Annotated in this window: 22 protein-coding genes and 2 pseudogenes; 9 read left to right on the forward strand and 15 right to left on the reverse strand. The window is 70.3% G+C overall.

Annotated features, from left to right (window positions below):
• Positions 1–72 precede the first annotated feature (72 nt).
• Complete coding sequence (locus ACIDOCELLA78_RS000000104700; RefSeq protein ID WP_249675749.1) at positions 73–2,361, reverse strand: FdhF/YdeP family oxidoreductase; 2,289 nt, start codon at positions 2,359–2,361, stop codon at positions 73–75.
• 321 nt (positions 2,362–2,682) lie between these two features.
• Between ACIDOCELLA78_RS000000104700 and ACIDOCELLA78_RS000000104705 the strand changes: the two genes are divergently transcribed.
• From ACIDOCELLA78_RS000000104705 to ssb, 6 genes are all read left to right on the forward strand, one after another.
• A complete protein-coding gene (locus tag ACIDOCELLA78_RS000000104705; RefSeq protein WP_201728601.1) occupies positions 2,683–3,615 on the forward strand; it encodes a LysR family transcriptional regulator in 933 nt (310 codons plus the stop codon).
• A gap of 50 nt (positions 3,616–3,665) precedes the next feature.
• Positions 3,666–4,577, forward strand: coding sequence for a bestrophin family protein (locus ACIDOCELLA78_RS000000104710; RefSeq protein ID WP_201728602.1), 912 nt, complete (start codon positions 3,666–3,668; stop codon positions 4,575–4,577).
• A gap of 72 nt (positions 4,578–4,649) precedes the next feature.
• Positions 4,650–5,288, forward strand: coding sequence for a GbsR/MarR family transcriptional regulator (locus tag ACIDOCELLA78_RS000000104715; RefSeq protein WP_201728603.1), 639 nt, complete (start codon positions 4,650–4,652; stop codon positions 5,286–5,288).
• Positions 5,285–6,703, forward strand: coding sequence for a cytochrome ubiquinol oxidase subunit I (locus ACIDOCELLA78_RS000000104720; RefSeq protein WP_201728604.1), 1,419 nt, complete (start codon positions 5,285–5,287; stop codon positions 6,701–6,703). The genes ACIDOCELLA78_RS000000104715 and ACIDOCELLA78_RS000000104720 overlap by 4 nt, the downstream gene beginning before the upstream one ends.
• 5 nt (positions 6,704–6,708) lie before the next feature.
• Positions 6,709–7,734: a cytochrome d ubiquinol oxidase subunit II gene (gene cydB, locus ACIDOCELLA78_RS000000104725; RefSeq protein WP_201728605.1), complete on the forward strand. Its 1,026-nt coding sequence runs from the start codon at positions 6,709–6,711 to the stop codon at positions 7,732–7,734.
• 125 nt (positions 7,735–7,859) lie between these two features.
• A complete protein-coding gene (ssb, locus tag ACIDOCELLA78_RS000000104730) occupies positions 7,860–8,351 on the forward strand; it encodes a single-stranded DNA-binding protein (protein ID WP_201728606.1) in 492 nt (163 codons plus the stop codon).
• Positions 8,352–8,397: 46 nt separating this feature from the next.
• Here the strand turns inward: ssb and ACIDOCELLA78_RS000000104735 are convergent, their stop codons facing one another.
• The 12 genes from ACIDOCELLA78_RS000000104735 to ACIDOCELLA78_RS000000104790 all read right to left on the reverse strand — a co-directional run bounded on the left by ACIDOCELLA78_RS000000104735 (position 8,398) and on the right by ACIDOCELLA78_RS000000104790 (position 21,076).
• Positions 8,398–9,171: an ABC transporter ATP-binding protein gene (locus tag ACIDOCELLA78_RS000000104735; protein ID WP_201728607.1), complete on the reverse strand. Its 774-nt coding sequence runs from the start codon at positions 9,169–9,171 to the stop codon at positions 8,398–8,400.
• Entirely contained in the window at positions 9,168–9,932 is a 765-nt protein-coding gene (locus tag ACIDOCELLA78_RS000000104740; RefSeq protein WP_201728608.1) for an ABC transporter permease, read from the reverse strand. Before ACIDOCELLA78_RS000000104740 ends, ACIDOCELLA78_RS000000104735 begins: the two co-directional genes overlap by 4 nt.
• Positions 9,929–11,002, reverse strand: a complete 1,074-nt coding sequence (locus ACIDOCELLA78_RS000000104745) for an ABC transporter substrate-binding protein (RefSeq protein ID WP_201728609.1) — start codon at positions 11,000–11,002, stop codon at positions 9,929–9,931. The genes ACIDOCELLA78_RS000000104740 and ACIDOCELLA78_RS000000104745 overlap by 4 nt, the downstream gene beginning before the upstream one ends.
• A gap of 252 nt (positions 11,003–11,254) precedes the next feature.
• Positions 11,255–11,698 carry an Rrf2 family transcriptional regulator gene (locus tag ACIDOCELLA78_RS000000104750; RefSeq protein WP_201728610.1) on the reverse strand — a complete coding sequence of 148 codons (444 nt, stop codon included), beginning with the start codon at positions 11,696–11,698 and terminating at the stop codon, positions 11,255–11,257.
• 31 nt (positions 11,699–11,729) lie between these two features.
• Positions 11,730–12,740, reverse strand: coding sequence for a 2Fe-2S iron-sulfur cluster binding domain-containing protein (locus tag ACIDOCELLA78_RS000000104755; protein WP_201728611.1), 1,011 nt, complete (start codon positions 12,738–12,740; stop codon positions 11,730–11,732).
• A gap of 64 nt (positions 12,741–12,804) precedes the next feature.
• Complete coding sequence (gene hcp / locus ACIDOCELLA78_RS000000104760; protein ID WP_201728612.1) at positions 12,805–14,478, reverse strand: hydroxylamine reductase; 1,674 nt, start codon at positions 14,476–14,478, stop codon at positions 12,805–12,807.
• Positions 14,479–14,601: 123 nt separating this feature from the next.
• Positions 14,602–15,708, reverse strand: coding sequence for an ABC transporter permease (locus tag ACIDOCELLA78_RS000000104765; RefSeq protein ID WP_201728613.1), 1,107 nt, complete (start codon positions 15,706–15,708; stop codon positions 14,602–14,604).
• Positions 15,709–15,714: 6 nt separating this feature from the next.
• The gene (locus ACIDOCELLA78_RS000000104770) at positions 15,715–16,839 is read right to left on the reverse strand and encodes an ABC transporter permease (RefSeq protein ID WP_201728614.1); all 1,125 of its coding nucleotides are present in this window, start codon (positions 16,837–16,839) and stop codon (positions 15,715–15,717) included.
• On the reverse strand, positions 16,836–18,620 hold the full coding sequence (locus ACIDOCELLA78_RS000000104775) for an ATP-binding cassette domain-containing protein (protein ID WP_374223250.1): 1,785 nt from the start codon (positions 18,618–18,620) through the stop codon (positions 16,836–16,838). Before ACIDOCELLA78_RS000000104775 ends, ACIDOCELLA78_RS000000104770 begins: the two co-directional genes overlap by 4 nt.
• Positions 18,574–19,623, reverse strand: a complete 1,050-nt coding sequence (locus ACIDOCELLA78_RS000000104780) for an efflux RND transporter periplasmic adaptor subunit (protein ID WP_201728615.1) — start codon at positions 19,621–19,623, stop codon at positions 18,574–18,576. The genes ACIDOCELLA78_RS000000104775 and ACIDOCELLA78_RS000000104780 overlap by 47 nt, the downstream gene beginning before the upstream one ends.
• A 171-nt stretch (positions 19,624–19,794) precedes the next feature.
• Positions 19,795–20,019, reverse strand: a complete 225-nt coding sequence (locus ACIDOCELLA78_RS000000104785; protein WP_201728616.1) for a hypothetical protein — start codon at positions 20,017–20,019, stop codon at positions 19,795–19,797.
• 169 nt (positions 20,020–20,188) lie between these two features.
• Entirely contained in the window at positions 20,189–21,076 is an 888-nt protein-coding gene (locus ACIDOCELLA78_RS000000104790; RefSeq protein WP_201728626.1) for a LysR family transcriptional regulator, read from the reverse strand.
• Positions 21,077–21,185: 109 nt separating this feature from the next.
• Here ACIDOCELLA78_RS000000104790 and ACIDOCELLA78_RS000000104795 point away from each other — a divergent pair.
• Positions 21,186–22,683: pseudogene (locus ACIDOCELLA78_RS000000104795) on the forward strand (CoA-acylating methylmalonate-semialdehyde dehydrogenase).
• 97 nt (positions 22,684–22,780) lie between these two features.
• On the opposite strand, the gene thpR reads toward ACIDOCELLA78_RS000000104795, so the two are convergent.
• Both thpR and argC read right to left on the reverse strand, forming a co-directional pair.
• Positions 22,781–23,383 carry an RNA 2',3'-cyclic phosphodiesterase gene (gene thpR / locus ACIDOCELLA78_RS000000104800; protein ID WP_201728617.1) on the reverse strand — a complete coding sequence of 201 codons (603 nt, stop codon included), beginning with the start codon at positions 23,381–23,383 and terminating at the stop codon, positions 22,781–22,783.
• 121 nt (positions 23,384–23,504) lie between these two features.
• A complete protein-coding gene (argC, locus tag ACIDOCELLA78_RS000000104805) occupies positions 23,505–24,452 on the reverse strand; it encodes an N-acetyl-gamma-glutamyl-phosphate reductase (protein ID WP_201728618.1) in 948 nt (315 codons plus the stop codon).
• 83 nt (positions 24,453–24,535) lie between these two features.
• Here argC and secB point away from each other — a divergent pair, with 83 nt between their 5' ends.
• Both secB and ACIDOCELLA78_RS000000104815 read left to right on the forward strand, forming a co-directional pair.
• A complete protein-coding gene (secB, locus tag ACIDOCELLA78_RS000000104810; protein ID WP_201728619.1) occupies positions 24,536–25,036 on the forward strand; it encodes a protein-export chaperone SecB in 501 nt (166 codons plus the stop codon).
• Positions 25,037–25,097: 61 nt separating this feature from the next.
• Positions 25,098–25,229 (forward strand): annotated as a pseudogene (locus tag ACIDOCELLA78_RS000000104815) (hypothetical protein); the annotation flags it as partial.

The raw sequence follows: 25,229 nt of genomic DNA on the forward strand, positions 1-25,229 counted from the left end.
TGATGCTCTATGATATTTATAATCAGAGCATCTTTATCCGATCAGACGAACACCATCTGATCGGATGATGCTCTATGCCCCGGCCGCGCCCGGCGCCACCGTCACCGGCACCGATTTGTAAGTCGGCGTGCCGCTCTGCCGGTCATGTCGGGCCAGCGGCATCAGCACGTTGGCCTCAGGGTAATAAGCCGCGACCGAGCCTTCCGCGATGTCGTATTCGATGGCGGTGAACCCGGCGAGGCGATGCGCCCCGTCCTCGGCATGGGCAACGTCGATGCGCCCGCCATGCTCGATGCCGAGCCGCTCCATGTCAGCGCGGTTCATGAACACGACGTCGCGCCGGCCGAACACGCCGCGATAGCGGTCATCCATCCCGTAGATCGTGGTGTTGTACTGGTCATGGCTGCGGATCGTGGTCAGCAGCAGGGTCCCCTGTTCCGCGCCGGCGCCGCCCGGCGGCATGAACTCGGCGCGGCCCGATTCGGTGCGCCACACCCGCTCGGCCGGCGGGATCGGCAGGCGGAAGCCGCCCGGCACGGCCACCCGCGCGTTGAAATCGGCGAAATCGGGGAACACCGCCTCGATCGCGTCGCGGATCAGGCTGTAATCGGCCACCATCTCGCGCCACGGCACGGTGCTGCGGGGCAGGGTGGCCATCGCCATCCCGGCGACGATCGCCGGCTCCGAGCGCAGCAGCGGCGAGGCCGGCGCGAGCCTGCCGGCCGAGGCATGCACCATCGACATCGAATCCTCGACGGTGATCGCCTGCGGCCCGCTCTCCTGGATGTCCTCCTCGGTCCGGCCGAGGCAGGGCAAGATGATCGATTCCCGGCCGATCAGCAGGTGCGAGCGGTTGAGCTTGGTGGCGACATGCACCGCCAGATCGAGCCGCCGCATCGCCGCCGCGCAATTCTCCGTGTCCGGCATGGCGATGGCGAGATTGCCGCCGAGGGCCAGCAGCGCGCGGGAGTCGCCGCGCAGCATCGCCTCCATCGCCGCGACCGCGTCATGCCCGTGGGCGCGCGGCGGGGTGAAGCCGAAGCGCTGCGCGATCCGCTCCAGCATCGCCTCGCCCGGCTTCTCGGTAATCCCCACGGTGCGGTCGCCCTGCACGTTGGAATGCCCCCGCAGCGGGCAGATCCCCGCGCCCGGCCGGCCGAAATTGCCGCGCAGCAGCAGCAGGTTGGCGATCTGCCGCACATTCTGCGTGCCGGTCGAGTGCTGGGTGATGCCCATGCCATAGGTGACGATGGTCGATTTCGCCCGCGCGTAATGCTCCGCCACGGTGGCGAGGTCGGCGCGCGACAGCCCGCTCGCCGCCTCGATCCGGTCCCACGGCGTCGCGCGCAGGTCGGCGGCGAGGTCCTCGAACCCGTTGGTGTGTGCTGCGATGAAGTCGCGGTCGATGATGCCGGCCTCCGGCCCCGCCTCGGCGTCGCGTTCGAGCAGCGCCTTCATGATGCCCGAGAGTGCGGCGGCATCGCCGCCGACCCGCACCTTGAGATAGGTCGAGGCGATCGGCGTCGCCCCCATCGTCGCCATCTCCACCGCGTTCTGCGGATCGGCGAAGCGCTCCAGCGCCCGCTCGCGCATCGGGTTGAACACGATGATCGGCACCCCGCGCCGCGCCACCTCGTGCAGCGTGCCCATCATCCGCGGATGGTTGGTGCCGGGGTTGTGCCCCATCGCGATGATCAGGTCGCAATGGTCGAAATCATCGAGCGAGACGGTGCCCTTGCCGAACCCGATCGACTGCGGCAGCCCCACGCTGGTCGCCTCGTGGCACATGTTCGAGCAGTCGGGGAAATTGTTGGTGCCATATTCGCGGGCGAACAACTGATAGAGAAACGCCGCCTCGTTCGAGGCGCGGCCGGAGGTGTAGAACTCCACCATGTTGGGGTCGGGCAGGGCGCGCAGCACCGCGCCGATGCGGGCGAAGGCGTCGTCCCAGCCGATCTCGCGATAGGTGTCGCTCGCGTGATCATAGGCCAGCGGGTGGGTCAGCCGCCCGGCATCCTCCAGCGCGTGGTCCGACCAGCCGAGCAGCTCGCTCACCGTATGGGCGGCGAAGAAATCGGGGCCGACGCGCTTGCGCGTCGCTTCCCAGGTCACCGCCTTGGCGCCGTTCTCGCAGAACTGGAAGGTCGAGGTATGTTCCTTGTCCGGCCAGGCGCAGCCGGGGCAGTCGAACCCGGTGGGCTTGTTGGTGCGCAGCAGCAGGCGGGCGGCGTCGCCGGCATCCATCTGGGTGCGGATCGCCTTGGCGGTGGCGCGCAGCGCGCCCCAGCCGCCGGCGGGCGCGCCATAGGGCCGGATGCCCTTCAGGTTGTGATCGGGCACGATGCGACGTCGCGTGGTCATGGGCTGCATCTCCGCTAGAGCGCCATCCGGTCCACCCGGACCGGCCCTGGTCTCTATGATGGTGTTCATTAAGGCAACGTTACCGCGCCGGATGTTTACATCCGCGCGGGTGATGCCGTGGTCTGGTCGCGCCGGCCCGGGACGCCCTGCGCGCCTCGCACGTGAGCCCGCGCGCCTCGCGCCGCAACCCCTCTGGCGGCAAAACATTTGTGCAGCGCGGGGCAGGGCGCGCAGCCCCTCTTGCGGCGCGGCGGCGCAAGGCCGACATCACGCCTGATCGGCGTCTGCTGCAGGGCGTCGCCCCGCGCCGGAGGTTGCAACGTGGATTACCTGGGAGCCTTGCGCCTGTTCGGCCGCGCGGTCGAGCTTGGCAGTTTCTCGAAGGCGGCCGAGGCGCAGGGCGCGAAAGTCTCGACCGTCTCGCGCGCCGTCGCCGGGCTTGAGGCCGATCTCGGCGTCGCCCTGTTCCATCGCTCGACCCGCCGCCTCCACCTCACCGAGCCGGGCGAGCAGTTCTACGCCCAGGTGCAGGCCATCCTCCGCAATCTCGACGAGGCGCGCGATTCGGTCGCGGCGTTGCAGGCGCGGCCGCAGGGCCTGCTGCGGCTCAACCTGCCCGGCGCCTTCGGCCGCCGCCATGTCGTGCCCTTCATCCCCGACTTCCTGAAGCTCTATCCCGGCCTCAGGCTCGAACTCTCCTTCACCGATGTGCGGATGGACCTGCTGGCCAGCGGCGCCGACCTCGCCATCCGCATCGGCCCGCTGATCGACTCGACACTCATCGCCCGCAAGCTCGCCGGTCATCGCCGCGTCGTCTGCGCGAGCCCGTCCTACCTCGCCGCCGCCCCGCCGCTCGCCGCCCCGCGCGACCTGCTGCGCCACAACGCGCTGATCTACACGCTGCAACCGACCGACCGCTGGTTCTTCCGTCGCGGCGCCGAGGCGGGCGAGCCGGAGGAGGAGGTGCCGATCGCCGGCATCCTCCGCTCCGACGATTCCGAGGCGCTGCTCGATGCCGCGCTGGCCGGCGTCGGCATCGCCCTGCTGCCGGTCTGGCTGGTCGGCGAGGATATCGCCCGCGGCCGGCTGGTCCGCCTGCTGCCCGACTGGTTCGCGATGATCTCGACCCGCCCCGGCGGCATCTATGGCATCTATCCGCCGCATGCCCGCATTTCCCCCAAGGTGCGCGCCTTCCTCGACTTCATCGAGGCGAAATTCGGCCGCCCGCCTTATTGGGATGCCGAGGCCGGCTGACCCGGCCCGCCCGCCCCACCCGAGACAAACATGCCCGCGAAAGACAAGCCATGATCGTGCGCGACCGTGCCACCACGCTGACCCTGCTGACCACGCTGCGCGGCTCGATCCTGCAGCGCGTCGCCCCCAGGCTGCTGGCGCTCTTGCTGCTCTCCCTCGGCGTCACCCTCGTCCACGCCACGCACAAGCTGCCGGACTGGCCGCTGGCCACCGTGCCCTTCACCCTGCTCGGCCTCGGCCTGTCGATCTTTCTCGGCTTCCGCAACAGCGCCTGTTACGACCGCTGGTGGGAAGGGCGGCAGCAATGGGGGCTGCTGATCGCCGAGTCGCGCGCCCTGATCCGCGAAATCACCGCGCTCCTGCCGGATGATCCGGCGCTCGCCCAGCGCCTCGGCGGCCGCATCGCCGCCTTCGCCCACCTGCTGCGCGACCATCTGCGCGGGAGTTCGGGGGCGGATTGGCAGGACTGGCTCGCCCCGGCCGAGCGCGCCTGGATCGCCGGCCAGCGCAACCGGCCGGATGCGGCGCTGCGCCGTCTCTCCGCCGAGCTTGCCGGCCTCGTCGCCGCCGGGCGGCTGAGCGACATGCTCTACCGCATCCTCGCCGAGCGCATCGCCGCGATGACCGGCATCCAGGCCGCCTGCGAACGCCTGCGCTCGACGCCCACACCCTTCACCTATTCCCTGCTGCTGCACCGCACCGCATGGCTGTTCTGCATCTTCCTGCCCTTCGGCTTCGTGCAAACGCTCGGCCTCGCCACACCCATCGTCACGGTGATCCTCGGCTATGCGTTTTTCGGCCTCGACGCGCTGGGCGACGAGCTTGAGGAGCCGTTCGCCCTCTCGCAAAATGCCTTGCCGCTCAATGCTTTCGCGCGAACGATCGAGATCGCGGTGCTCGAAGCCCTCGGCGCCGCCGAACTGCCGCCGCCGCTGTTGCCGGTCGATCACGTCCTGTCGTGAGCGCCCGCCGCCGGGTTGACATGGCCGCGTCGCTGGCTACTTGGATTTCAGAAATTTCTGAAAGTTCAGGCAATGCCGCTCACCCCCATCATCGAGGCCTTCGTGCTGCATTTCGGCGAGATGGGCAGCCATTGGGGCATCAACCGCACGGTCGGGCAGATCTACGCGCTGCTCTACGTGTCCGACCGTCCGCTGCCGGCCGACGAGATCGCCGAAACCCTCGGCTTCTCGCGCTCGAACGTGTCGATGGGGTTGAAGGAGCTGCAATCCTGGCGCCTCGTGCGGCTGCAACACCTGCCGGGTGATCGGCGCGAGCATTTCTCGACCCCGGACGACATCTGGCAGATCGTCCGCACCCTGGCCGAAGAGCGCCGCCGCCGCGAGATCGACCCCACCCTCACCGTGCTGCGCGACCTGCTGATGGAGCCGCCCCGCTCCGAGGCGGACCGTCTCGCCCAGCGCCGCCTCGCCGAGATGCACGACCTGATCGAGCTGCTGATGCGCTGGTCGGAAGACGTGCAGAAGCTCGACAACAAGGATCTGGTCCAGCTCCTCCGCCTCGGCGGCCGCGTCGTGGCGCTGCTGGAACTGAAGAACCGCCTGCCGCTGCTCGGGCGCGGCAAGGCCGGCCGCTCCCGGCCCGAGACCACCGAAGCCGACGCCCTCGCCGGCGCCGACGCCAACGACAACAACGATACGGACAGAGAATGACAAGCATGCATGCCGGCGGGCTGGCGCTCGTGCTCGCACGCGCCCAGTTCGGTTTCACCATCGCGTTTCACATCATGTTCCCGGCCTTCTCGATCGGGCTCGCCGCCTATCTGACGGTGCTCGAACTGATGTGGCTGGTCAGCGGCCGCCCGGTCTATCTCGATGCCTACCGCTACTGGCTGAAGATTTTCGCCGTCATCTTCGCGATCGGCGTCGTCTCCGGCCTGGTGATGGCCTACGAGGTCGGCGCCAACTGGGCGGGCTACTCGGAAAAGGTCGGGCCGATCCTCGGGCCGCTCCTCGCCTGGGAGACGATGACGGCCTTCTTCCTCGAGGCCGGCTTCCTCGGCATCATGCTGTTCGGCATGTCGCGCGTCGGCCCGAAACTGCATTTCGCGGCGACCGCCCTGGTCTCGATCGGCACGCTGATCTCGGCCTCGTGGATTCTCGCCGCGAATTCCTGGATGCAGACGCCCCGCGGCTACGCCATCGCCCCGAACGGCGATTTCGTGCCGAAGAACTGGCTCGCCATCATCTTCAACCCGACCTTCCCCTATATGTGGCTGCACATGGTGCTCGCCGCCTTCATCGCGACGGCGCTCGCCGTCGGCGCGGTCGGCGCGTTCCACCTGCTGCGCAACCCGAAGAACCCGGTCAGCCGGCTGATGTTCTCGATGGCGATGTGGCTGCTGACCATCGCCGTGCCGGTGCAGGGCTTCGTCGGCGATGAAGCCGGCCGCGCCACGATGACCGACCAGCCGCTGAAACTCGCCGCGATGGAGGGCGACTTCCACACCCGCGCCGGCCAGGCGCTGCACCTCTTCGGCTGGCCCAGCCGCAGCCTCGGCCGTCTGCTGTATGACGTCAAAATCCCCGATCTCGGCTCGCTCATCATCACCCACGACCTGCACGGCGTGGTGCAGGGGCTGGATGCCTTCCCGAAATCCGACTGGCCGGTGCTGATCCCCACCTTCTGGGGCTTCCGGGTCATGGTCGGGCTGTGGTCGCTGATGCTGGTCCTCGCCCTCGGCGCGCTGGCCCTGCGCCGCGGCGGACGGCTCTATGAAAACGCCTGGTTCAAGCGCTTCGCGGTGGCGATGGGTCCGGCCGGCTTCCTCACCATCATCGCCGGCTGGGTGGTCACCGAAACCGGCCGCCAGCCCTGGACGGTCTATGGCGTGCTGCGCACCGTGCAGAGCGTCTCGCCGCTCACCCTGGGCGAGATCGTCTGGTCCTTCGGCGTCATCATCGTGCTCTACACGCTCGTCTTCGGCGTCGGCATCCGCTACGTGCTCGGCCTGATGGCGCAGGAGCCGAGTATCGGCGAACCGCCGCTGCGCGACGACAAGCCGCTGCGCAGCCACGGCCCGCACCGCCTGCACGATCCCGCCGCAACCCCCAGCCCGGCGGAGTAGGCGCCATGCTCAACGCCCACACATTGCCGATCATCTGGGGCTGCATCATGGCCTTCGTGATCTTCGCCTATGTCGTGCTCGACGGGTTCGATCTCGGCGTCGGCATCCTGTTCGCGGCCGAGCGCGGCCGCACCGAGCGCGACGTGATGGTGAACTCCATCGCCCCGGTCTGGGATGGCAACGAAACCTGGCTCGTGCTCGGCGGCTCCGGCCTCTACGGCGCCTTCCCCGAGGCCTACAGCGTGATCCTGCCGGCGGTCTATCCGCTGGTGATCACCATGCTGATCGGCCTGATCCTGCGCGGCGTCGCCTTCGAGTTCCGCTTCCGCGCGCATACCGAGCGGCACCGGCTCAACTGGGATTACGGGTTCTGGTTCGGCTCGGTCATCGCCGCCTTCTGCCAGGGCGCGATCCTCGGCGCCGTGCTGCACGGCACGAAGGTCGCCGGCGGCCAGTTCGCCGGCGGGCCCTTCGCCTGGGTCTCCGCCTTCTCGCTGTTCACCGGCCTCGCCGTGGTCTGCGGCTACGCGCTGCTCGGCGCCGCCTGGCTGGTCTGGCGCACCGAAGGCGGGCTGCAACTGCGGATGCGTCACGAAACCGCCCGGCTCGCCCTCGGCATGCTCGCCTGCATCCTCGCCGTCAGCGTCTGGACCCCGCTGCTCGACCACGCCTACGCCGTGCGCTGGTTCACCTGGCCCGGCCTCGCCGTCACCGGCCTCGCCCCGCTCGCGGTGGCAGCACTCGCCTTCTTCCTGTTCCGCGCCCTGCGCCGCGGCGCCGCGGTGCATGACAGCACCGCCTTCCTCTGCGCGCTCGGCCTGTTCCTGGTCAGCTTTCTCGGCCTCGGCTTCTCGCTGTTCCCGAACATCATCCCGCCTGGCGTGACCATCTGGCAGGCCGCTTCCCCCGTCGGCTCGCAGGAATTCCTGCTGGCCGGCGCGGTGGTGATGATCCCCGTCATCATCGCCTACAACGCCTTCGCCTACCGCGTCTTCCATGGCAAGGTGGATCACGCGGCCTTCGATCACTGAGCCCGGCGCCCGGCCCGCATTGCGGGTCCGGGCGGATGGCTGGACAGCATCGCCAAGCCGTGTTGATACGATGGTCCGCCGCGGCAGAACGCCGTGGCGCGGTCTCGGAGCGGAAAGGTTGGACAATGGCGGGTAGTGTGAACAAGGTAATCCTGGTCGGCAATCTCGGGCGCGATCCCGAAACGCGGACGACGCAATCCGGCATGAAGATCGTCAATCTCGCCGTGGCCACCTCGGAAACCTGGAACGACAAGGCGAGCGGCGAGCGCCAGGAGCGCACCGAGTGGCACCGCGTCGTCATCATGAACGACCGGTTGGCCGATGTGGCGGAGCGTTATCTGCGCAAGGGCTCCAAGATCTATCTCGAAGGCAAGCTGCAAACCCGCAAATGGACCGACCAGTCGGGCCAGGAGAAATACACGACCGAGGTGATGCTCGGCCGGATCGGCGCCGAGCTGGTCCTGCTCGACCGCGCCGGTGCCGGCGCCAGCGGCGGCGATGACATGCCCCGCCCCGCGCCGCGCGCCCCGGTCGCTTCGCCCGCCTCCAGCCCCGCGCGCGGCGGCGGCTGGGATTCCGGCCGCGCCAGCGATCTCGACGACGAAATCCCCTTCTGAACCACGCTAATTCCCGGCCGGATGATGCCATCCGGCCGGATACCGCTCAGATGCCCGCGCCCCCGATGAACGTCTCCCCGAGGGCCCGGCGCAGATCGCTCACATAGCCATCGAGCCCGTTGCGCGCGCGCGGATGCGGCGTGCGGATCGCCACATCCCGCGCGATCCGCGCCGGGCTGCCGGCCAGCAGCACCACCCGCTCGGCCAGATAGGTCGCCTCGTCCAGGTCATGCGTCACGAACAGGATCGTGGTCCCGGTCTCCCGCCAGATCCGCAGCAGCTCGTCCTGCAACGCCTGCCTTGTGATCGCGTCGAGCGCGCTGAACGGCTCGTCCATCAGCAGCAGGTCGGCCGAAACGGCGAGGGCGCGGGCAATGCCCACGCGCTGCCGCTGGCCGCCGGAAAGCTGCCCCGGCCAGCGCCCCGCCGCATCCGCGAGGCCAACGAGCGCGAGCGCCGCCTCGGCCCGCCGCCGCCGCGCCGCCGCGTCCAGCGCCAGCCCCTCCAGCCCGAACTCGACATTGCCGAGCACCCGCCGCCACGGCATCAGCCGCGCGTCCTGAAACACCAGCGCCGCCGTCCTGCGGTCGGGCGCCGGGCGGGCCAGCAGCCGCACCTCGCCGCGCCTTGCCGCGACCAGCCCCGCCACCACCCGCAACAGGGTGGACTTGCCCACGCCGGACGGCCCGACAATCGCGGTGAACCCGCCCCGCTTCAGGCTCAGATCGAGCCCCTCCAGCACGTTGCGTCCGCTCGCATCGCCCGGATGGCCGAAGGCAAGGCCGCTCAGCTCGACGATCGGCTCCCTCGCGCCGCTCATGCCCGCGTCCACGCCAGAAACCGCCGCGTCACCCGCTCGAACGCCAGGTCGGTCATGCCGTAGAGCAGCGCGATCGTCAGCATGTACAGCACCAGAACATTGGTCGCGAGCACCCCGGCCGCCTCGTTCATCCGCTGGCCGATCCCCGGAATCCCGAACAGCTCCGCCGCCACCACCGCCATCCAGCCCTGGCCGAGCCCCGAGCGCACGCCCGAAAGCATCCCCGGCAGCGCCGCCGGCAGGATCACCTTGACGAGCCGGCGGGCGAACCCACCCTGGCCGAACGCCGCCGCGAGTTCCACCAGCCCCTCATCGACCGCCTCGACGGCGGACCACGTCGCGAAATAGTTCAGCCAGAACACGCCGACGCCGATGATGAACGCCGCCGCCGCCTGGCTGGGGCCGAACCAGATCAGCGTGAAGGGTATCCACGCCAGCGGCGGAATCGGCCGCAGCAGCCGGGCGACCCAGGCTTGCGCCGCGGCGAAGCGCGGCAGCAGCGCCACCGCCGCCCCGGTGACGATGCCGAGCAGGCTGCCAAGGCCGACACCGATCAGGTAATGCCCGAGGCTTTCGCCGATCGCGGTGAACCAGTTGCCATTGCGAATCTCGCCGATCAGCGCCTGCGGAATGGCACTCGGCGCCGGCACGAAATTCGCCGGCAGCACCCCGCCGCGCACCGCCGCCTCCCAGGCGCCGAGGAAAACCGCGAGTCCTGCCGCCGAGAGCAGCGCCGGCCGGCGTGGCGTGACCGGCCTCATCCGGCCGATTTCACCGCGTGCATGTAGAACGAGGCGTCGAACATCGCCCCCACATCCGCGACCTTCCCGATATGGTCGATCTTCGCCTGATAGGCGTTGAGCTTTTCCGTCGCCGCGATGATCCGGCGCGGATCGGCGATCGGGTTGAGCGAGGGCGATTGCACCGCCCGCAGCAGCGTCGCCTCCGGAATCAGCCCCTTGCCGAGCGTCTTGGCCAGATCGGCGGCGGCGCGGTGCGGATGCGTGCGCAGGAAGCGCGTCGCCCGCACATGCAGATCGACCATGGCCTGCACCGCGGCCGGGTTTTCATGCGCGAGGCGCTGCGTCACCGCCAGCACCGCCCCTGGCTGGCCGGGGAACATCGCATCGCCGCGCGCCAGAATCCGCGCATCGGGCTCGCGCTCCTGCACGATCGTCAGGGTCGGCTCCAGCGTCGATGCGGCGTCGAGCGACCCCGAGAGCAGCGCCTGCTGCAACGCGCTGGCGCCGAACCCCATCACCTCGACCGCATCCCGCGGCACATGCGCGACCTCGTTGAGCCAGTAGCGCAGCACCGTATCAGGCACCGAGCCGCGGGGCAGGCTGCCGATCCGCGCCTTGCGCCCGGTCGCCTTGCGGAAGGCGGCGAAGGCGGCGGCGGGGGAGGCGGCGTGCGGCCACATCCCGGCGAGCTTGCCGCGCCCGAGCAGGGCGATCTGCCCCTCGCCATTCGCCGCGACGATCCGCAGATCGACGCCATGCGCCTGCGCCACCATCGCCGGGCCGATCCCGATATAGGCGACGTCGAACCGCCCGGAGGCCAGCGCCTGCACCATCGCCGGGCCCGAGGAAAAACTGGTGCCGTGCAGCGCCAGCCCCGCCTGCCGCGCCCAGCCCTCCGCCTCGATGACGAAGAGCTGCGCCATCGGCAGGATCGGAATATAAGCGACCCGCAGCGCCGTCGTCCCCGCCGCCAGCGCCGGCCGCGCGCCCCGGCCGCCGCGGCCAGGGCTGCGGCGCCCGCCATCATCTGGCGTCGTGATGTCAAAACTCGGTCTGTCTGCGGCATCTTGCTGTCCCGGCTCCGTCAAAAACCCCGCCCGGCGCGGCGCGCCGGCGTCACGTCTAGCGTAACAGGAGAGGCTCCCGCTTCACAATCGCCGCCGCCGCGCGGGGTGAAATGCGCCACACCGCGTGTATGACCTTCCGCGCGTCACCGCGCGTATGGCTTCCCGCGCGTCACCGCGCGTATGGCTTCCCGCGCGTCACCGCGCGTATGGCTTTCCGCGCGTCACCGCGCGTATGGCTTTCCGCGCGTCACCGCGTGTATGGCTTTCCGCGCGTCACCGCGCGGGCTCGCCAAGCCCCAGCCGCGCCAGCAGCCTCGCATCCCCGGGTGTTACGACATCCGCCAGCGTGTAGCGGTCGAACACCGCCAGCAGCGCCGCCTGCGCCTCGTTCATCACCCCCTGCAACCCGCAGCATCCGCCGATCGCGCAGGCGCCGCCCTCCTGGCAGGTCACCAGCGCCAGGCTCGGCTCCATCGCCCGCACCACCTCGCCGAGCCCGATCTTCGCCGCCGGCCGGCCGAGGCGCATGCCGCCCTTGCGGCCGCGAATGGTCTCGACCAGCCCGCTCTGGCCGAGCGCGTGCGCCACCTTGGTCAGATGGTTCTCCGAAATGCCGTAGGCCGCCGCCACTTCCGGGATCGACGCCTGGCCGTCCGGCCGCAGCGCCAGCAGGATCAGCGTCCGCAGGCCGTAATCGGTGAACATTGTGAGATGCATTCACCATCCCTAACGCTGCCGCCGCGCCGGATCAACGCAATTGCACATGCTCGGCGAGAATCTGCGCCTCCGGCACGCCATGCCGCCGCGCCGTCGCGATCACCGCCTCCACCAGCCGGGGCGGGCCGCACACATAAATGTCCGGCGCGCCGGCGGCGCTGGCCAGAAGCCGGTCGAGCGCCTCCGCCGCGGTGCCGGCAAACCCGCGCCACGCCGCCTGCGGATGCCAGATCGCGGTGGTCACCGTAAGGCCGGGCAGTTGCGCGGCAAGCGCCTCGATCTCCGCGGTCGCGAACAACTCGTCCTCGCGATTGGCGCCGAAAATCAGGTGCGTCTCCTGCATGTCCTGAAATTCGGCGAGGTGCCGCAGCATCGCGAGCAGGGGCGCGAGGCCGCAGCCCCCGCCGACGAGGCAGCGCGGCCGCGGACTCGTCTCATCGAGGGTGAACCGCCCGAGCGGGCCGCGCAGCGAGAGCGCGTCGCCAGGCTTCGCCACGGTGCCGAGCCAGGTCGAGAACGCCCCGCCCGGCACGAGCCGGATCAGGAACTCCAGCCGCCCGTCCCAGTTCGGCAGGTTGGCCAGCGAATAGGCGCGGCGGATATCGGTGCCCGGAATCGCCACCTCCATATATTGCCCGGGCACGAAATCGGCGGCCTCGCCGCGTTCCGCGTCGGGGCGCAGGCGCAGGCCGAGCGAAACCGCGCTCGCCCCCGCCGGCGCGATCCGCTCGATCACCGCCTCGCGCGTCGGCGCGCGGTGCCGCAGGATCGCCGCCTCGGCATAAGGCAGCGCCACCGTCATGTCCGAGGTCGGCCGGCACTGGCAGAGCAGCACGTCGCGCGTGATCGTCTCGCCCGTCCGCCCGCCCGCATCGTATTCGCCCGCCGTGATTTCGGCCCGGCACAGGCCGCAACTGCCCTCATGGCACATCGAGGGCAGGAACAGCCCGGCGGCTTCGGCGGCGGCGAGCACGGTCTCGCCCGGCGGGCAGCCAACATCGAGACTCGCGCCGTCGCGGGTAAGCAGGGTGATATCGTTCATCGCTCGGGTCCAGGTTCGGATGCGGGAGCCGGGGCGGCGGGTGCGCGCCCCGGCATGGATAAGCTCAGGCCGCCGCCTTCGGCGCCAGCGCGTCGGCAAGGTCGGCCGAAGCCGAGGTGATCGGCCGCACCCCGAAGCGGGTCACCAGAATGTCGAGCAGCGCCGGCGTCAGAAAGCCCGGCAGCGTCGGCCCGAGCCGCACATTCCGCACCCCGAGGGCGAGCAGCGTCAGGAATACCGCCGCCGCCTTCTGCTCGAACCACGAAACCACCAGCGACAGCGGCAGCTCGTTCACCCCGCAGCCAAACGCGCCGGCCAGCGCCTGGGCGATCACCAGCGCCGAATAGGCGTCGTTGCACTGGCCGATATCGAGCAGCCGCGGCAGCCCGCCGATCGTGCCGAACTCATGCGTGTTGAACCGGTACTTGCCGCAGCCCAGCGTCATCACCACCGTATCCGCCGGCGCCTGCTCGGCGAACTCGGTGTAATAATTGCGCCCCGGCGCCGCGCCGTCGCAGCCGCCGATCAGGAAAAAATGCCGGATCGCGCCGGATTTCACCGCCCCGATCACCTGCTCCGCCGCCCCCAGCACGGCCGCGCGCCCGAAGCCGGTGGTCACCGTCCGCTCCGGCTCGCTGCGGGTGAAGCCCGGCAGCGCCTTCGCCGCCTGCACCACCGGCGCGAAATCGCCATCGGCGATATGCCGCAGCCCCGGCCAGCCCACCGGCCCTGCGGTGAAGATGCGGTTGCGATACAGCGGCTGCGGCTCGATCAGGCAGTTCGAGGTCATCACGATCGGGCCGGGGAAGGCGGCGAACTCGATCTGCTGGTTCTGCCAGGCGGTGCCGTAATTGCCGGCGAGATGCGGATAGGCGCGCAGCTTCGGATAGCCGTGCGCCGGCAGCATCTCGCCATGGGTATAGACGTTGATGCCGGTATCCCTCGTCGTCTCCAGAATCGCGTGCAGGTCGCGCAGATCGTGCCCCGACACCAGGATCGCCTTGCCCTCGACCGGCGTGATCCGCACCGGCGTCGGCGCCGGCGTGCCATAGGCGCCGGTATTCGCCGCATCGAGCGCTTCCATCACGGTGAAATTGACGCGGCCGAGCGCCAGCGCCTCCTCCAGCATCGCCTCGAGATCGACCGGCTCGCCGGCCAGCAGGTCGAGCACCCTCGCCACCCCGTCGGCGATCGCCGCGCGGGTCTCGCCCAGCACCTCGGCATGATGGGCATAGGCGGCAACCCCCTTGAGCCCATAGAGCAGCAGCGCGCGCATGCCGATCACGTCCTCGCCCACCGCCTCCGCCCCGGCGCGCACGCCGGCGAGATTCGCCTGCGCCAGCAGCCCCACCAGCGAGTCGGCGGGGACGAACGAAGCCGGCCCGCCCAGCGCCTCCGGCGTCCGCCCGGCCTCGCGCGCCGCCTCGGCATAGGCGTCGCGCAGCCGATCGCGCAGCCGCGCCGCCGTGGCGATCATCTCGACGAAGCGGGTCCGGTTGAAATTCACGTTGGTGAGCGTGGTGAACAGGGCATACAGAACGAAACTGTCCGCCTCGGCATCCCGCCGCCCCAGCGCCTGCAACCGCACGGCGTACTGGCCGATGCCCTTGAGCTGATGGATCAGCACATCCTGCAGATCGGCCGTCGCCTCGTCCTTGCCGCACACGCCTTTCGGCCCGCCGCAACCGGCAGCCCCCGTCTCGGAGCGCATCGTCTGTTCGCACTGAAAGCAAAACATGAATCTGAAATCCCTTCGCTGGTGGTCCTCCCGCGCGGGGCCGTCGGGCCGGCGTCAAAAGGTGTATTTCAAATGCATGTTAGAATTCCGGGCCGCCTTGATCTGGATCATGCGGGCGGAAAATCATGTGCTCCGCTTGCGGAACAGCCAGGCGGCGAGGCCGAGATTGACCGCGCCGATCGCCGCCATCGGCCAGAACTGGCCGGCGAGCGTCGCGAATCCGGCGCCTTCGAGAAAGGTGGCGCGCACGATCACCAGCATGTAGCGCAGCGGATTGACCAGCGTGATCCGCTCGACCCAGAGCGGCATGTTGGCGATCGGTGTCGCGAAGCCCGAGAGAATGACCGAGGGCACCATGAACAGGAACGCGCCGAGCAGCGCCTGCTGCTGGGTTGCCGACACCGCCGAAATCGCCAGCCCCACCCCGGTGACGGCGGTGACGAACAGCAGCAGCCCGGCATAAAGCGCGCCGATGCTCCCGCGCAGCGGCACATGGAACCAGAACACCGCGGCCAGCACGATCACGCTCGCCTCCACCATGCCGATCAGCAGCCCCGGCACGCTCTTGCCGATCAGGATGTCGAGCGGTGTGAGCGGTGTCACCAGCAACTGGTCGAACGTCCCCGCCTCGCGCTCGCGCGCGACCGACAGCCCGATCACCACGAGTGTCACCACCTGGGTGAGCAGCGCCACGATCCCCGGCACGACGAACCATTGCGAGCGCAGCGCCGGATTGTAGCGCGCCCGCATCACCAGATGCGCCGGCGGCCCCCGCCCGCCGCGCGCCGCCCGCCAGTCATCGCCGAAGCGGGTGAGAATCGTGTTCGCATATCCCACGATGATCAGCGCGGTGTTGGAATTCCGCCCATCCACGATCACCTGCACCGGCGCCGCCCGCCCGCGCAGCAGATCGCGGGTGAAATGCCGGCCGATCACCAGCACCATCTGCACCGCGCGGGAATCGATCAGCGCGTCGATCCGGCGGTCGGAGCGCAGCGTGTCCGCCAGCGCGAAGGCGGGCGCGCCGAGAAACCGCGCCACCAGTTGCCGCGAGGCCTCGCTGCCATCCTGGTCATAGATCGCGACCGGCACGCGGTTGAGGTCGAAGGTCGCGGCATAGCCGAACACCATCAGCTGGATCAGCGGGGCGGCGAACAGCACCACCCGTCCCCTGCGGTCGCGCAGGATCGCCTGCAACTCCTTGACGATGAGGGCGATGATGCGCGCCATGCGTGGCTAGTCCAGCCGCTTGCGCGACAGCGCCCGCGCGAGCGCGAGAAAGATCGCCGCGAGCAGTGCGAGTGCCGCCGCGTTCGGCAGGATCACCGCCCAGACATCGCCGGCGAGAAAAACAGATTGCAATATCGCAATGAAATATCGCGCCGCCACCACATGCGAAATCGCCTGCACGAAGCCCGGCGTGCTGTGCAGGTCGAACACGAAGCCGGACAGGATGAAGGCCGGCAGGAAGGTGGTGATCAGCGCGAGCTGCCCGGCGACGAACTGGTTGCGCGCCACCGTCGAGATCAGCAGCCCCATGCCGAGGGCGGCGAGCATGAACAGCGCGGCGCAGAAGCTGAGCACCAGCATCGAGCCGCGCAGCGGGACGCCGAACAGGAACACCGCGATGCCGACCGAGCCGAACATCCCGCCCATGCCGAGCGCGAAATACGGCACCAGCTTGGCGATCAGGATGTCGCGCAGCGTCACCGGTGTGACCATCAGCGCCTCCATCGTCCCGCGCTCCCATTCGCGGGCGATGACGAGGGCGGTCAGCAGCGCGCCGGTCAGCGTCATGATCAGCGCGATCAGGCCGGGGATCAGATAATGCCGGCTGTTGACCGAGGGGTTGAACCGCACGCGCGGGCGGATGTCGAGCGGCAAGGCGTCGCGCTCGCCCTGCCGCGCCGCCGCCGCCGCGACCCATCCGGCCCACACCTGCTGGACATAGCCCTCGACCAGCCGCGCGGTGTTGGCATCGACCCCGTCAATGACGACGCCGACCGGCGCGCCCCGCGCCGTGCGCGCCTGCCGCCCGAAATCGGCGCGCAGCCAGACGATGCCGCTCGCCTTGCCCGCCGCCATCGCCTGCTCCGCGTCCCGCCCGCTCAGGTAGCGATGCGGCGCGAAATAGCGCGAGCGGTCGAACCCGGCGGTGAAGCTCGCCGCCAGCGCGCCCGGCCGCTCCACCACAATGCCGAGCGGCACCCGCCGCGCATCCAGCGTCACGCCATAGCCGAACAGCCAGAGCAGGATCGCCGGCAGCAGGAAGGCGATGGCCAGCGCCGACGGATCGCGCCAAATTTGCACCGCCTCCTTGTGCATCAGCCCGCGCACCCGCCGCCACGCCGCGCCGTTCATGCGACCGTCTCCGCGGCTACGGCCCCACTCGCGGCCCCGATCACGGCGACAAACGCGTCCTCCATCGTCGGGTCGGGCCGCGCCGCATCCGCCGCCCCGGCGCGGATCTCGCCCGGCGCGCCTTCGGCCAGAATCCGCCCCTGCGCCATGATCACCAGCCGGTCGCAATACTCGGCCTCTTCCATGAAATGGGTGGTGACCAGCACCGTCACCCCGTCCTCCGCCAGCGCGCCGATCCGCCGCCAGAACTCCCGCCGCGCCAGCGGATCGACGCCCGAGGTCGGCTCGTCGAGAAACAGGATGTCCGGCGCGTGCATCAGCGCCGCGGCAAGAGCGAGGCGCTGGCGATAGCCGAGCGCGAGGTCGCGCGCGGCGGCCTCGCGCATCCCGCCAAGCCCGAATTCCGCCAGCGCCCAGCCGATCCGCGCCGCCCGCCGCCCGCCGCGCAGCCCATAGGCGCTGGCGAAGAACGCCAGGTTCTGCGCCACGGTGAGGTCGCCATAGAGCGAGAATTTCTGCGCCATGTAGCCAATCCGCCCGCGCGCCGCCGCCCGCGCGCGCCGCAGATCGTAGCCGGCGACGTCGAGCCGCCCGCCGCTCGCCGGCAGCAGGCCGCACAACATGCGGAACGTGGTCGATTTTCCCGCCCCGTTGGCCCCAAGCAGGCCGAAAATCTCGCCCCGCCGCACCTCGAAACTCACGGCATCGACCGCGGTGAAATCGCCGAACCGCCGCGTCAGCCGCTCCACTGCGATGACGGTCTTCGCTGGCTCTGGGGGCGGCGTCGGCGGGGCAGGGGAGGTGGCCGAAGGCGTTGCCGCCCCCCCGCGCAGGCGAAGCAGTTCGTCGACGAACCCGTCCTCGAAGCGCGGCGCCACCGCCACCGCCTCGATCCCCGGCGGCGGCGTCCAGGGGGCGGCTTCGCTCACCACCCGCACGAACCGCCCCTCGATCACGGTGTCGATCACCCCCGGTGCCGCGGCGAGCCGCGCCTGCAGCCGCCGCCGCCCGCTCTCGGGCGCGGCGACGCGAAAGGTCCGCCCCGCCATCGGCGCGGTGAAGCGCGCCGGCTTCCCCTGCGCCAGCAGCCGCCCCTCATGCAGCAGCAACACGTCGCGGCAGCGCGCCGCCTCGTCGAGATAGGCGGTGCTGAACAGCACCGTCACCCCCTCGTCCGTGGTCAGCCGGTCGATGATCTCCCACAATTCCCGCCGCGAGACCGGATCGACGCCCACGGTCGGCTCGTCGAGCAGCAGCAGGCGCGGCGGCTGCACCAGCGTGCAGGCCAGGCCGAGCTTCTGCTTCATCCCGCCCGAAAGCCGCCCCGCCCGCCGCGCGGTGAAGGGTTCGAGCCCGGTCATCGCCATCAGCCCGGCATAGCGCGCCGCCCGCGCCGCCGGCGCAACCCCGTGCAGATCGGCGTAGAGGTCGAGATTCTCCCGAACCGTCAGCTCCTCGTACAGCCCGAAGCGCTGCGGCATGTAGCCGATGCGCCCCTGCACCGCGAGCGGATCGCGCCGCACATCGATGCCGAGCACCTCGATCGCGCCGCGATCCGGCCGCAGCAGCCCGGCGATCAGCCGCATCAGCGTGGTCTTGCCCGCGCCATCGGCGCCGATCAGCCCGGTGATCCCGCCTTGCGCGACCACGGCGCTGACCTCCTCCACCGCCGCGATTTCCCGCCCGCCGGCGCTGAACCGCCGGCAGACCCGGTCGAGGCGCAGCGCCGCCCCGTCAGTCTCCGCCGTCATCCCCGCCCCCGCAGCCGGCCGCGCCGGCATCGGGCGCCGCCGGCCCGATCCGCACCGTCGCCGGCATGCCCAGCCGCAACTGCCCGCGCGGATCGCAGACGAACACCCGGATGCGATAGACCAGCGCCGTCCGCAGGTCCGGGCTTTCGATCGTCCGCGGCGTGAACTCGGCGGTGGGCGAGATGAACCCGACCCAGCCGCGATAGCGCGTGCCCGGAAAACTGTCGGTGCTCACGGTGGCCGCCATGCCGGGGCGCAGCCGCCCGAGTGCCGTTTCGGGCACATAGGCGCGCACCCAGAGCGGGGAGGGCAGGGCGATGGTGAAGACGGGCGTGGCCGGCGAGGCCATGTCGCCCGGCTCCAGGATACGATCCTCGATCACGCCGTCCGCCGGCGCATGCAGCCTGGTCTCGTCAAGGTTGCGCCGCGCGAGAACGACGGCGGCGCGCGCCTCCCGCAGCCCGGCGCGGGCGGCGGCGATGTCCTCGGCGCGCGGCCCCTTCACCGCGAGAATATAGGTCTGCACCGCGGCCCGATACTGGTCCCGCGCCGTACGGAACGCGGCCAGCGCATTGTCGCGGTCCTGCACGCTCGCGGCGCGCTTGCGGCTCAGCGCCGCCAGCCGGCGATACACCCTGTCATCGTTGTCCGCCTGCGCCTTCAGCGCGTCCATCGTCGCCCTGGCCTGGGCGATCTCCTCCTTGCGGGAGCCGGCGAGCAGCCGCGCCAGCGTCGCCGCCCGGCTGGCCATCGCCGCTTCGGCCTGCGCCAGCGCCGCCGCGTAGCTCCGGCCGTCGAGCGTGGCGAGCGCCTCGCCCCGCCGCACCCGGTCGCCCTCCTGCACCAGCAGCCGGCTCACCCGCCCGCTCACCTCGAAGGCCGGCATCGTCTCGCGGATATCGACATTGCCGTAAAACACCAGCGCGGTGTCGCGCCGCCGCCGGTCGAGGCGGAGCAGCAGGGTGGCAAGGGCGGCAGCCAGCAGCACCGCCGCAAAAGCGAGGCGGGCGGTTCGCGGCGGCGGTTTCGGCACCTTGCGGCTCCTTCAGGGTGGCATGTCGTGACGCCGATCCTGCGAGCCCCGCAGCACGCCCGCATTGATCCCGATCAACGCGCGCGCCCCACACACGAAAAAGGCGGGCGTGGCCCCGGCCACGTCCGCCTTTCGTCGGTCTCCCGGCCCTGGACGGGCCGGGACGGGGCGTCAGTTACCCGCGAACGGGGTGAAGCCCGGCGAGGTCGTCACCGGCGTCTGGGTGCCGGCCGGGGTGCCGGCGGTCGCGCTGGTGCCGAACGTCACGGTGCTGTTGTGCGAGGCCTCGGAGGCGATCGGCTGCCCGTTCACCTGCATCTGGCCAGCCATCGCGCTGCCCGCCGTCATCAGCGTCAAACCTGCAACCGCCGCCATGATCTTCATCGTCTTTGTCATTGCTCTTCTCCATGTCGCGGACGGCTCATCGGCCGTTCCGTCGGTTTCCGCCGGCAGGGAGCAGCCGGCTTACGGAGATGCAGATGGGCCTTTGTGACGCTTCGATGAACATGCTGGTTGTCCATAACATTCATGCGCGAACTGTATCGGTCCGCGCTCTTGCGCCGGATCAGGGCGACACCAGTTCCGCGCGCGCCGCCGCGAGCCGCGCGCCGATATGCCGCGCCACCTCGCTCACCCGCCGCGTCCGGTAGGTATCGGGATGGGCGATCAGCCAGTAGCTGCGGGTGAAGCGCAGCTCCGGCACCAGCCGTCGCAGCTCGGGAAACCCGGCGGCGGCGTAGTCGTGCAGGATGCCGATGCCATGCCCCGCCCGCACCGCCTCCATCTGGCCGACCACGCTGCCGCACTCGAAATGCCGCTGCATGATCCGCCCCAGCGTCGCCGCGTAGTCGAGCGCCGGGCTGTAGGCCAGCTCCTCGACATGGGTGACGAACAGATGCCCGGCGAGGTCCTCCTGCCGCAGGATCGGCGCGCAGCGCGCGAGATAGGATGCGGCGGCATAGACGCTGAGCGTATAGTCCGCGAGCTTGCGCACCACGAGCCGCCCCTGAACCGGCCGCTCCAGCGTGATCACCAGGTCCGCCTCCCGCCGCGACAGCGAAAAGGTGCGCGGCAGCGGCACCAGCTGGATCGTCAGTTCCGGGTGCAGCGCCGCCAGCGCGCCCAGCTCGCGGGCGAGGAAATAATTGCCGAGCCCGTCCGGCGCGCCGACGCGCACCACGCCCGAAACCGTCTCCGCTGTTCCCGCCAGCGCGGTGCCGACGCGCAGGAACTCCGACTCCGCCCGCTCGGCGGCGACCAGCAGCGCCTCGCCCGCCCCGGTCAGCGTGCAGCCGCCGGTATGCCGCTCGAACAGCGTCGCCCCCAGCTCCGCCTCCAGCGCCGAAAGCTGCCGCCCCACCGTCGCGTGGTTGAGCCTGAGCTGCCGCGCCGCGCCGAGAATCTGGCCCTGCCGCGCGATCGCGAGGAAAATCCTGATCCGGTCCCAGTTCATGGCGCCGGACGTTATTTCATGCACATCGATGCCGCAATCCTGCGCGTTGATATGCGGAATTCGAAGCGCGAAAACACCCTCGCCATCAAATCAACCGGAGGACCATCCCATGCCGACCGAGATCCAGCATTTCATCGAGGGCCGCCTCGTGCCGGGCCAGAGCGGCCGCACCGCGCCGGTCTACAACCCCGCCACCGGCGAGGTCGCCGCCCAGGTTCCGCTCGCCTCCGAGGCCGAGATCGCGTCCGCCATCGCCGCCGCCGCCAGGGCGTTTCCCGGCTGGTCCAAAACCACCCCGCTGCGCCGCGCGCGCATCCTCAACCGCTTCCTGCACATCCTTGAGGAGCGCATCGACGATCTCGCCGCGGTCATCTCCGCCGAGCACGGCAAGGTGATCTCGGATGCGAAGGGCGAGGTGCAGCGCGGCATCGAGGTGGTCGAGTTCGCCACCGCCGCCCCGATGCTGCTCAAGGGCGAGGTCACCGAGAATGTCGGCACCCGGATCGACAGCCACTCCATCCGCCAGCCGCTCGGCGTCGTCGCCGGCATCACCCCGTTCAATTTCCCCGCGATGGTGCCGATGTGGATGTTCCCCGTCGCGCTGGCCTGCGGCAACTGCTTCATCCTCAAGCCCTCCGAGCGCGACCCCTCGGCCGCCCTGCTGCTCGCGCAATGGCTGAAGGAAGCCGGCCTGCCGGATGGCGTGTTCAGCGTCGTGCATGGCGACAAGACCGCGGTTGACGCGCTGCTGACCCACCCCGACATCGCCGCCGTCAGCTTCGTCGGCTCCACCCCGATCGCCCGCTACATCTACGAGACCGCCGCCCGCCACGGCAAGCGCGCGCAGGCGCTGGGCGGGGCAAAGAACCACATGATCATCATGCCGGACGCCGACATGGACCAGGCGGTCGATGCGCTGATGGGTGCCGCCTATGGCTCCGCCGGCGAGCGCTGCATGGCGATTTCGGTCGCCGTCCCGGTCGGCGAGGCCACCGCCAACGCGCTGGTCGAGCGCCTCGCCCCCGCGTGCGCGACCTGCGCATCGGCCCGGGCACCGATCCCGAGGCCGAAATGGGCCCGCTCGTCACCCGCCAGCATCTCGACAAGGTGCGCGGCTATATCGACGAGGGTGTCGCCGCCGGCGCCGAACTCGTCGTCGATGGGCGCGATTTCCGCCGCCAGGGCTACGAGAACGGCTTCTTCATCGGCGGCACCCTGTTCGACCGCGTCACCCCGGAGATGAAGATCTACCGCGAGGAAATCTTCGGTCCGGTCCTCTCGGTGGTCCGCGCCGGCAGCTTCGACGAGGCGGCGGGCATGATCAACGCCCATGAATTCGGCAACGGCACCTCGATCTTCACCCGCGACGGTGATTCGGCCCGCGAATTCGCCCACCGCATCCAGGTCGGCATGGTCGGCATCAACGTGCCCATCCCGGTGCCGATGGCGTTCCACTCCTTCGGCGGCTGGAAGGCCTCGCTGTTCGGCGACCACCACATGCACGGGCCGGAAGGCGTGCGCTTCTACACCAAGCTCAAGACCATCACGACCCGCTGGCCACCGGCATCCGCGCCGGCGCCGAATTCGTGATGCCCACGATGAAGTAACCGGGCACCCGCCCAACCCCGAACGGTCCGGATCGCCCGATCCGGGCCGTGCGGGGCAACGCCGCGCCCGAGAGCGTCTTTGTCGATATCGCGTGCTCTACCGCGCGTCCTCGTCCCGCCCGTCGGGCTCCCTCTCGTCCCAAACCGGCTCCGCCCCCGCCGCCACGGCGCCGAGCGGATATTCCACCTCCGCCGTATAGGCCGGGTGGTCGTCGCTGAGCTGCGAGCTGAACAGCGTCATGTGCTCCACCCCGATCGGCGGCGAGCGATAGAGATTGTGGCTCTGGACGAATTCGGCGAAGCGCGGCCCCACCGGCAGGTCCATCCGCGCCAGCGTCACGTGCGGGGCGTAGCGCCGCCGCTCCGGCGCCAGCCCGATCCGCCGCAGCGCGGTCTCGATCTTGGTCTGCAAATGCAGCAACGCGGCGCTGCGCTCCACCCCGATCCAGAGCGACGTCGCCCGTCCCCCCTTCTCGAACCAGCCGGCGCCGGCCAGGGTGAGCGGAAATCCCGGCGCGCGGATCGCCGCGAGCGCATGGTCGATCTCCTCCGCCTCGATCCGCCCGGTCTCGCCGATGAAGCGCAGCGTGATGTGCATGTTCTGCGCCGGCACCCAGCGCGCCCCCGGCAGGTTGAAGGCGAAGCCGGCCAGCGTCTGCCTGATCTCCCAGGGCAGGTCGAGGGCGATGAACAGTCGCATGGGAATGCCCTCCTCTCGGCGCCCATGGTGGGCGGCCCGCCGTGACGGGTCAAGCGCGGCCATCGCCGCGACGGCTCAAGCGCGGCTATCGCCGCGACGGGTCAAGCGCGGCCATCGCCGCTCAGGCCCGGGCGTGTGCCGCCGCCTGCCGCGCCTCCAGCCCGAGCATCAGGCCGATATTCTGCACCGCCGCCCCCGCGGCGCCCTTGCCGAGATTGTCGAGCCGCGCCACCAGCACCGCCTGGCTCTCCGCCTCGTTCTCGAACACGAACACCTCCATCAGGTCCGATCCCTCGGCCACCGCCGCCTGCACGCGCTGCTCGCACGGGGTGCGGCGCACCACCACCTGCCCGCCGCCGTCATAGCGCTCCATCAGCGCCGAGCCGATCTCCCGCGCCGTCGGCCGGCCGGGCAGGGCGTCGAGATGCAGCGGGATCGACACCAGCATCCCCTGGCGGAAATGCCCGACCGAGGGCACGAAGATCGGCCGCCGCGCGAGCCCGGCATGGGCCGCGATCTCCGGCAGGTGCTTGTGGTTGAGCGACAGCGCATACAGCTCGAAAGCCGGCCCGCCCTCACGTTCATGATCGGCGATCATCGCCTTGCCGCCCCCCGAATAGCCCGACACCGCGTTGATCGCGACCGGATGATCCTCCGGCACGATCCCGGCATCGACCAGCGGGCGCAGCAGCGCGATCGCGCCGGTGGCGTAGCAGCCGGGATTGGCGACGCGCGGCGCCGCCGCGATCGCCGCCGCCTGCCCGGGGGCCAGTTCGGCGAAGCCATAGGTCCAGCCGGGCGCGACCCGGTGCGCGGTGCTGGCGTCGAGCAGCCGCGGCGCCGCGCTGCCCATGCCCTCGACCAGCGAAGCCGCCTCGCGCGCCGCCTCGTCCGGCAGGCACAGCACCACGAGATCGACCGCTTCCATCATCGCCCGCCGCGCCGCCGGGTCGCGGCGCCGCGCGGGGTCGATGCTGCGCAGCGTCACCCCCGGCAGATGCCGCAACCGCTCCACGATCTGCAGGCCGGTGGTGCCGGCCTCGCCATCGATGAACACGCTCCTGTCCATGGTCCATACTCCTCGTCCGGGCATGCTGGCACCAAACGCGCCCCTGTGCTAGGCGGGCCACAATTCAAACGGAGCCATCCCCCATGTCTGAATCGCAGATCGCACCGCTTACCCTCAACATCCAGTACACCAAGGATCTGTCCTTCGAGGTGCCCGGTGCGCCCTCGATCTACACGCTTCTCCGCCAGGCCCCGAACGTGAACATCAACCTCGACGTCCAGGTCCAGCGCCTGCAGGACGATGCCGACGTCTTCGAGGTCACCCTGACCACCCGCGCCGAGGCGACCCATCCCGCCCCCGCCGAATCCGGCAACGGCGCCGAGGCCGGCAAGGAAATGACCGTCTTCATCGCCGACCTCTCCTATGCCGGCGTGTTCACCCTCACCGGCATCCCGGAAAACCAGATCGAGCCGGTGCTGCTGGTCGAATGCCCGCGCCTGCTCTTCCCCTTCGCCCGCAACATCCTCGCCGATGTCACGCGCGATGGCGGCTTCCCGCCGGTGATGCTCGGCCCGGTCGATTTCGTCGGCCTCTGGCAGGCCCGCCGCGCCGAGGCCGAGGGCCAGCCGGCCGCCAACGCCTGATCCGCAGCGGCGCCGCCCGCGCGGCGCCGCACGCTGACGCTTTTCCAGGAACGACCTGCCGATGCGCTACGTCTCCACCCGCGGTGCGGCCCGTCCCGCGATTTCGACGGCGTCCTGCTCGCCGGACTCGCCGAGGATGGCGGGCTGTTCGTCCCCGAGACCTGGCCGGTCTTCTCCCCGGCGGAATGGCGCG

The sequence above is a fragment of the Acidocella sp. C78 genome, assembly GCF_907164655.1.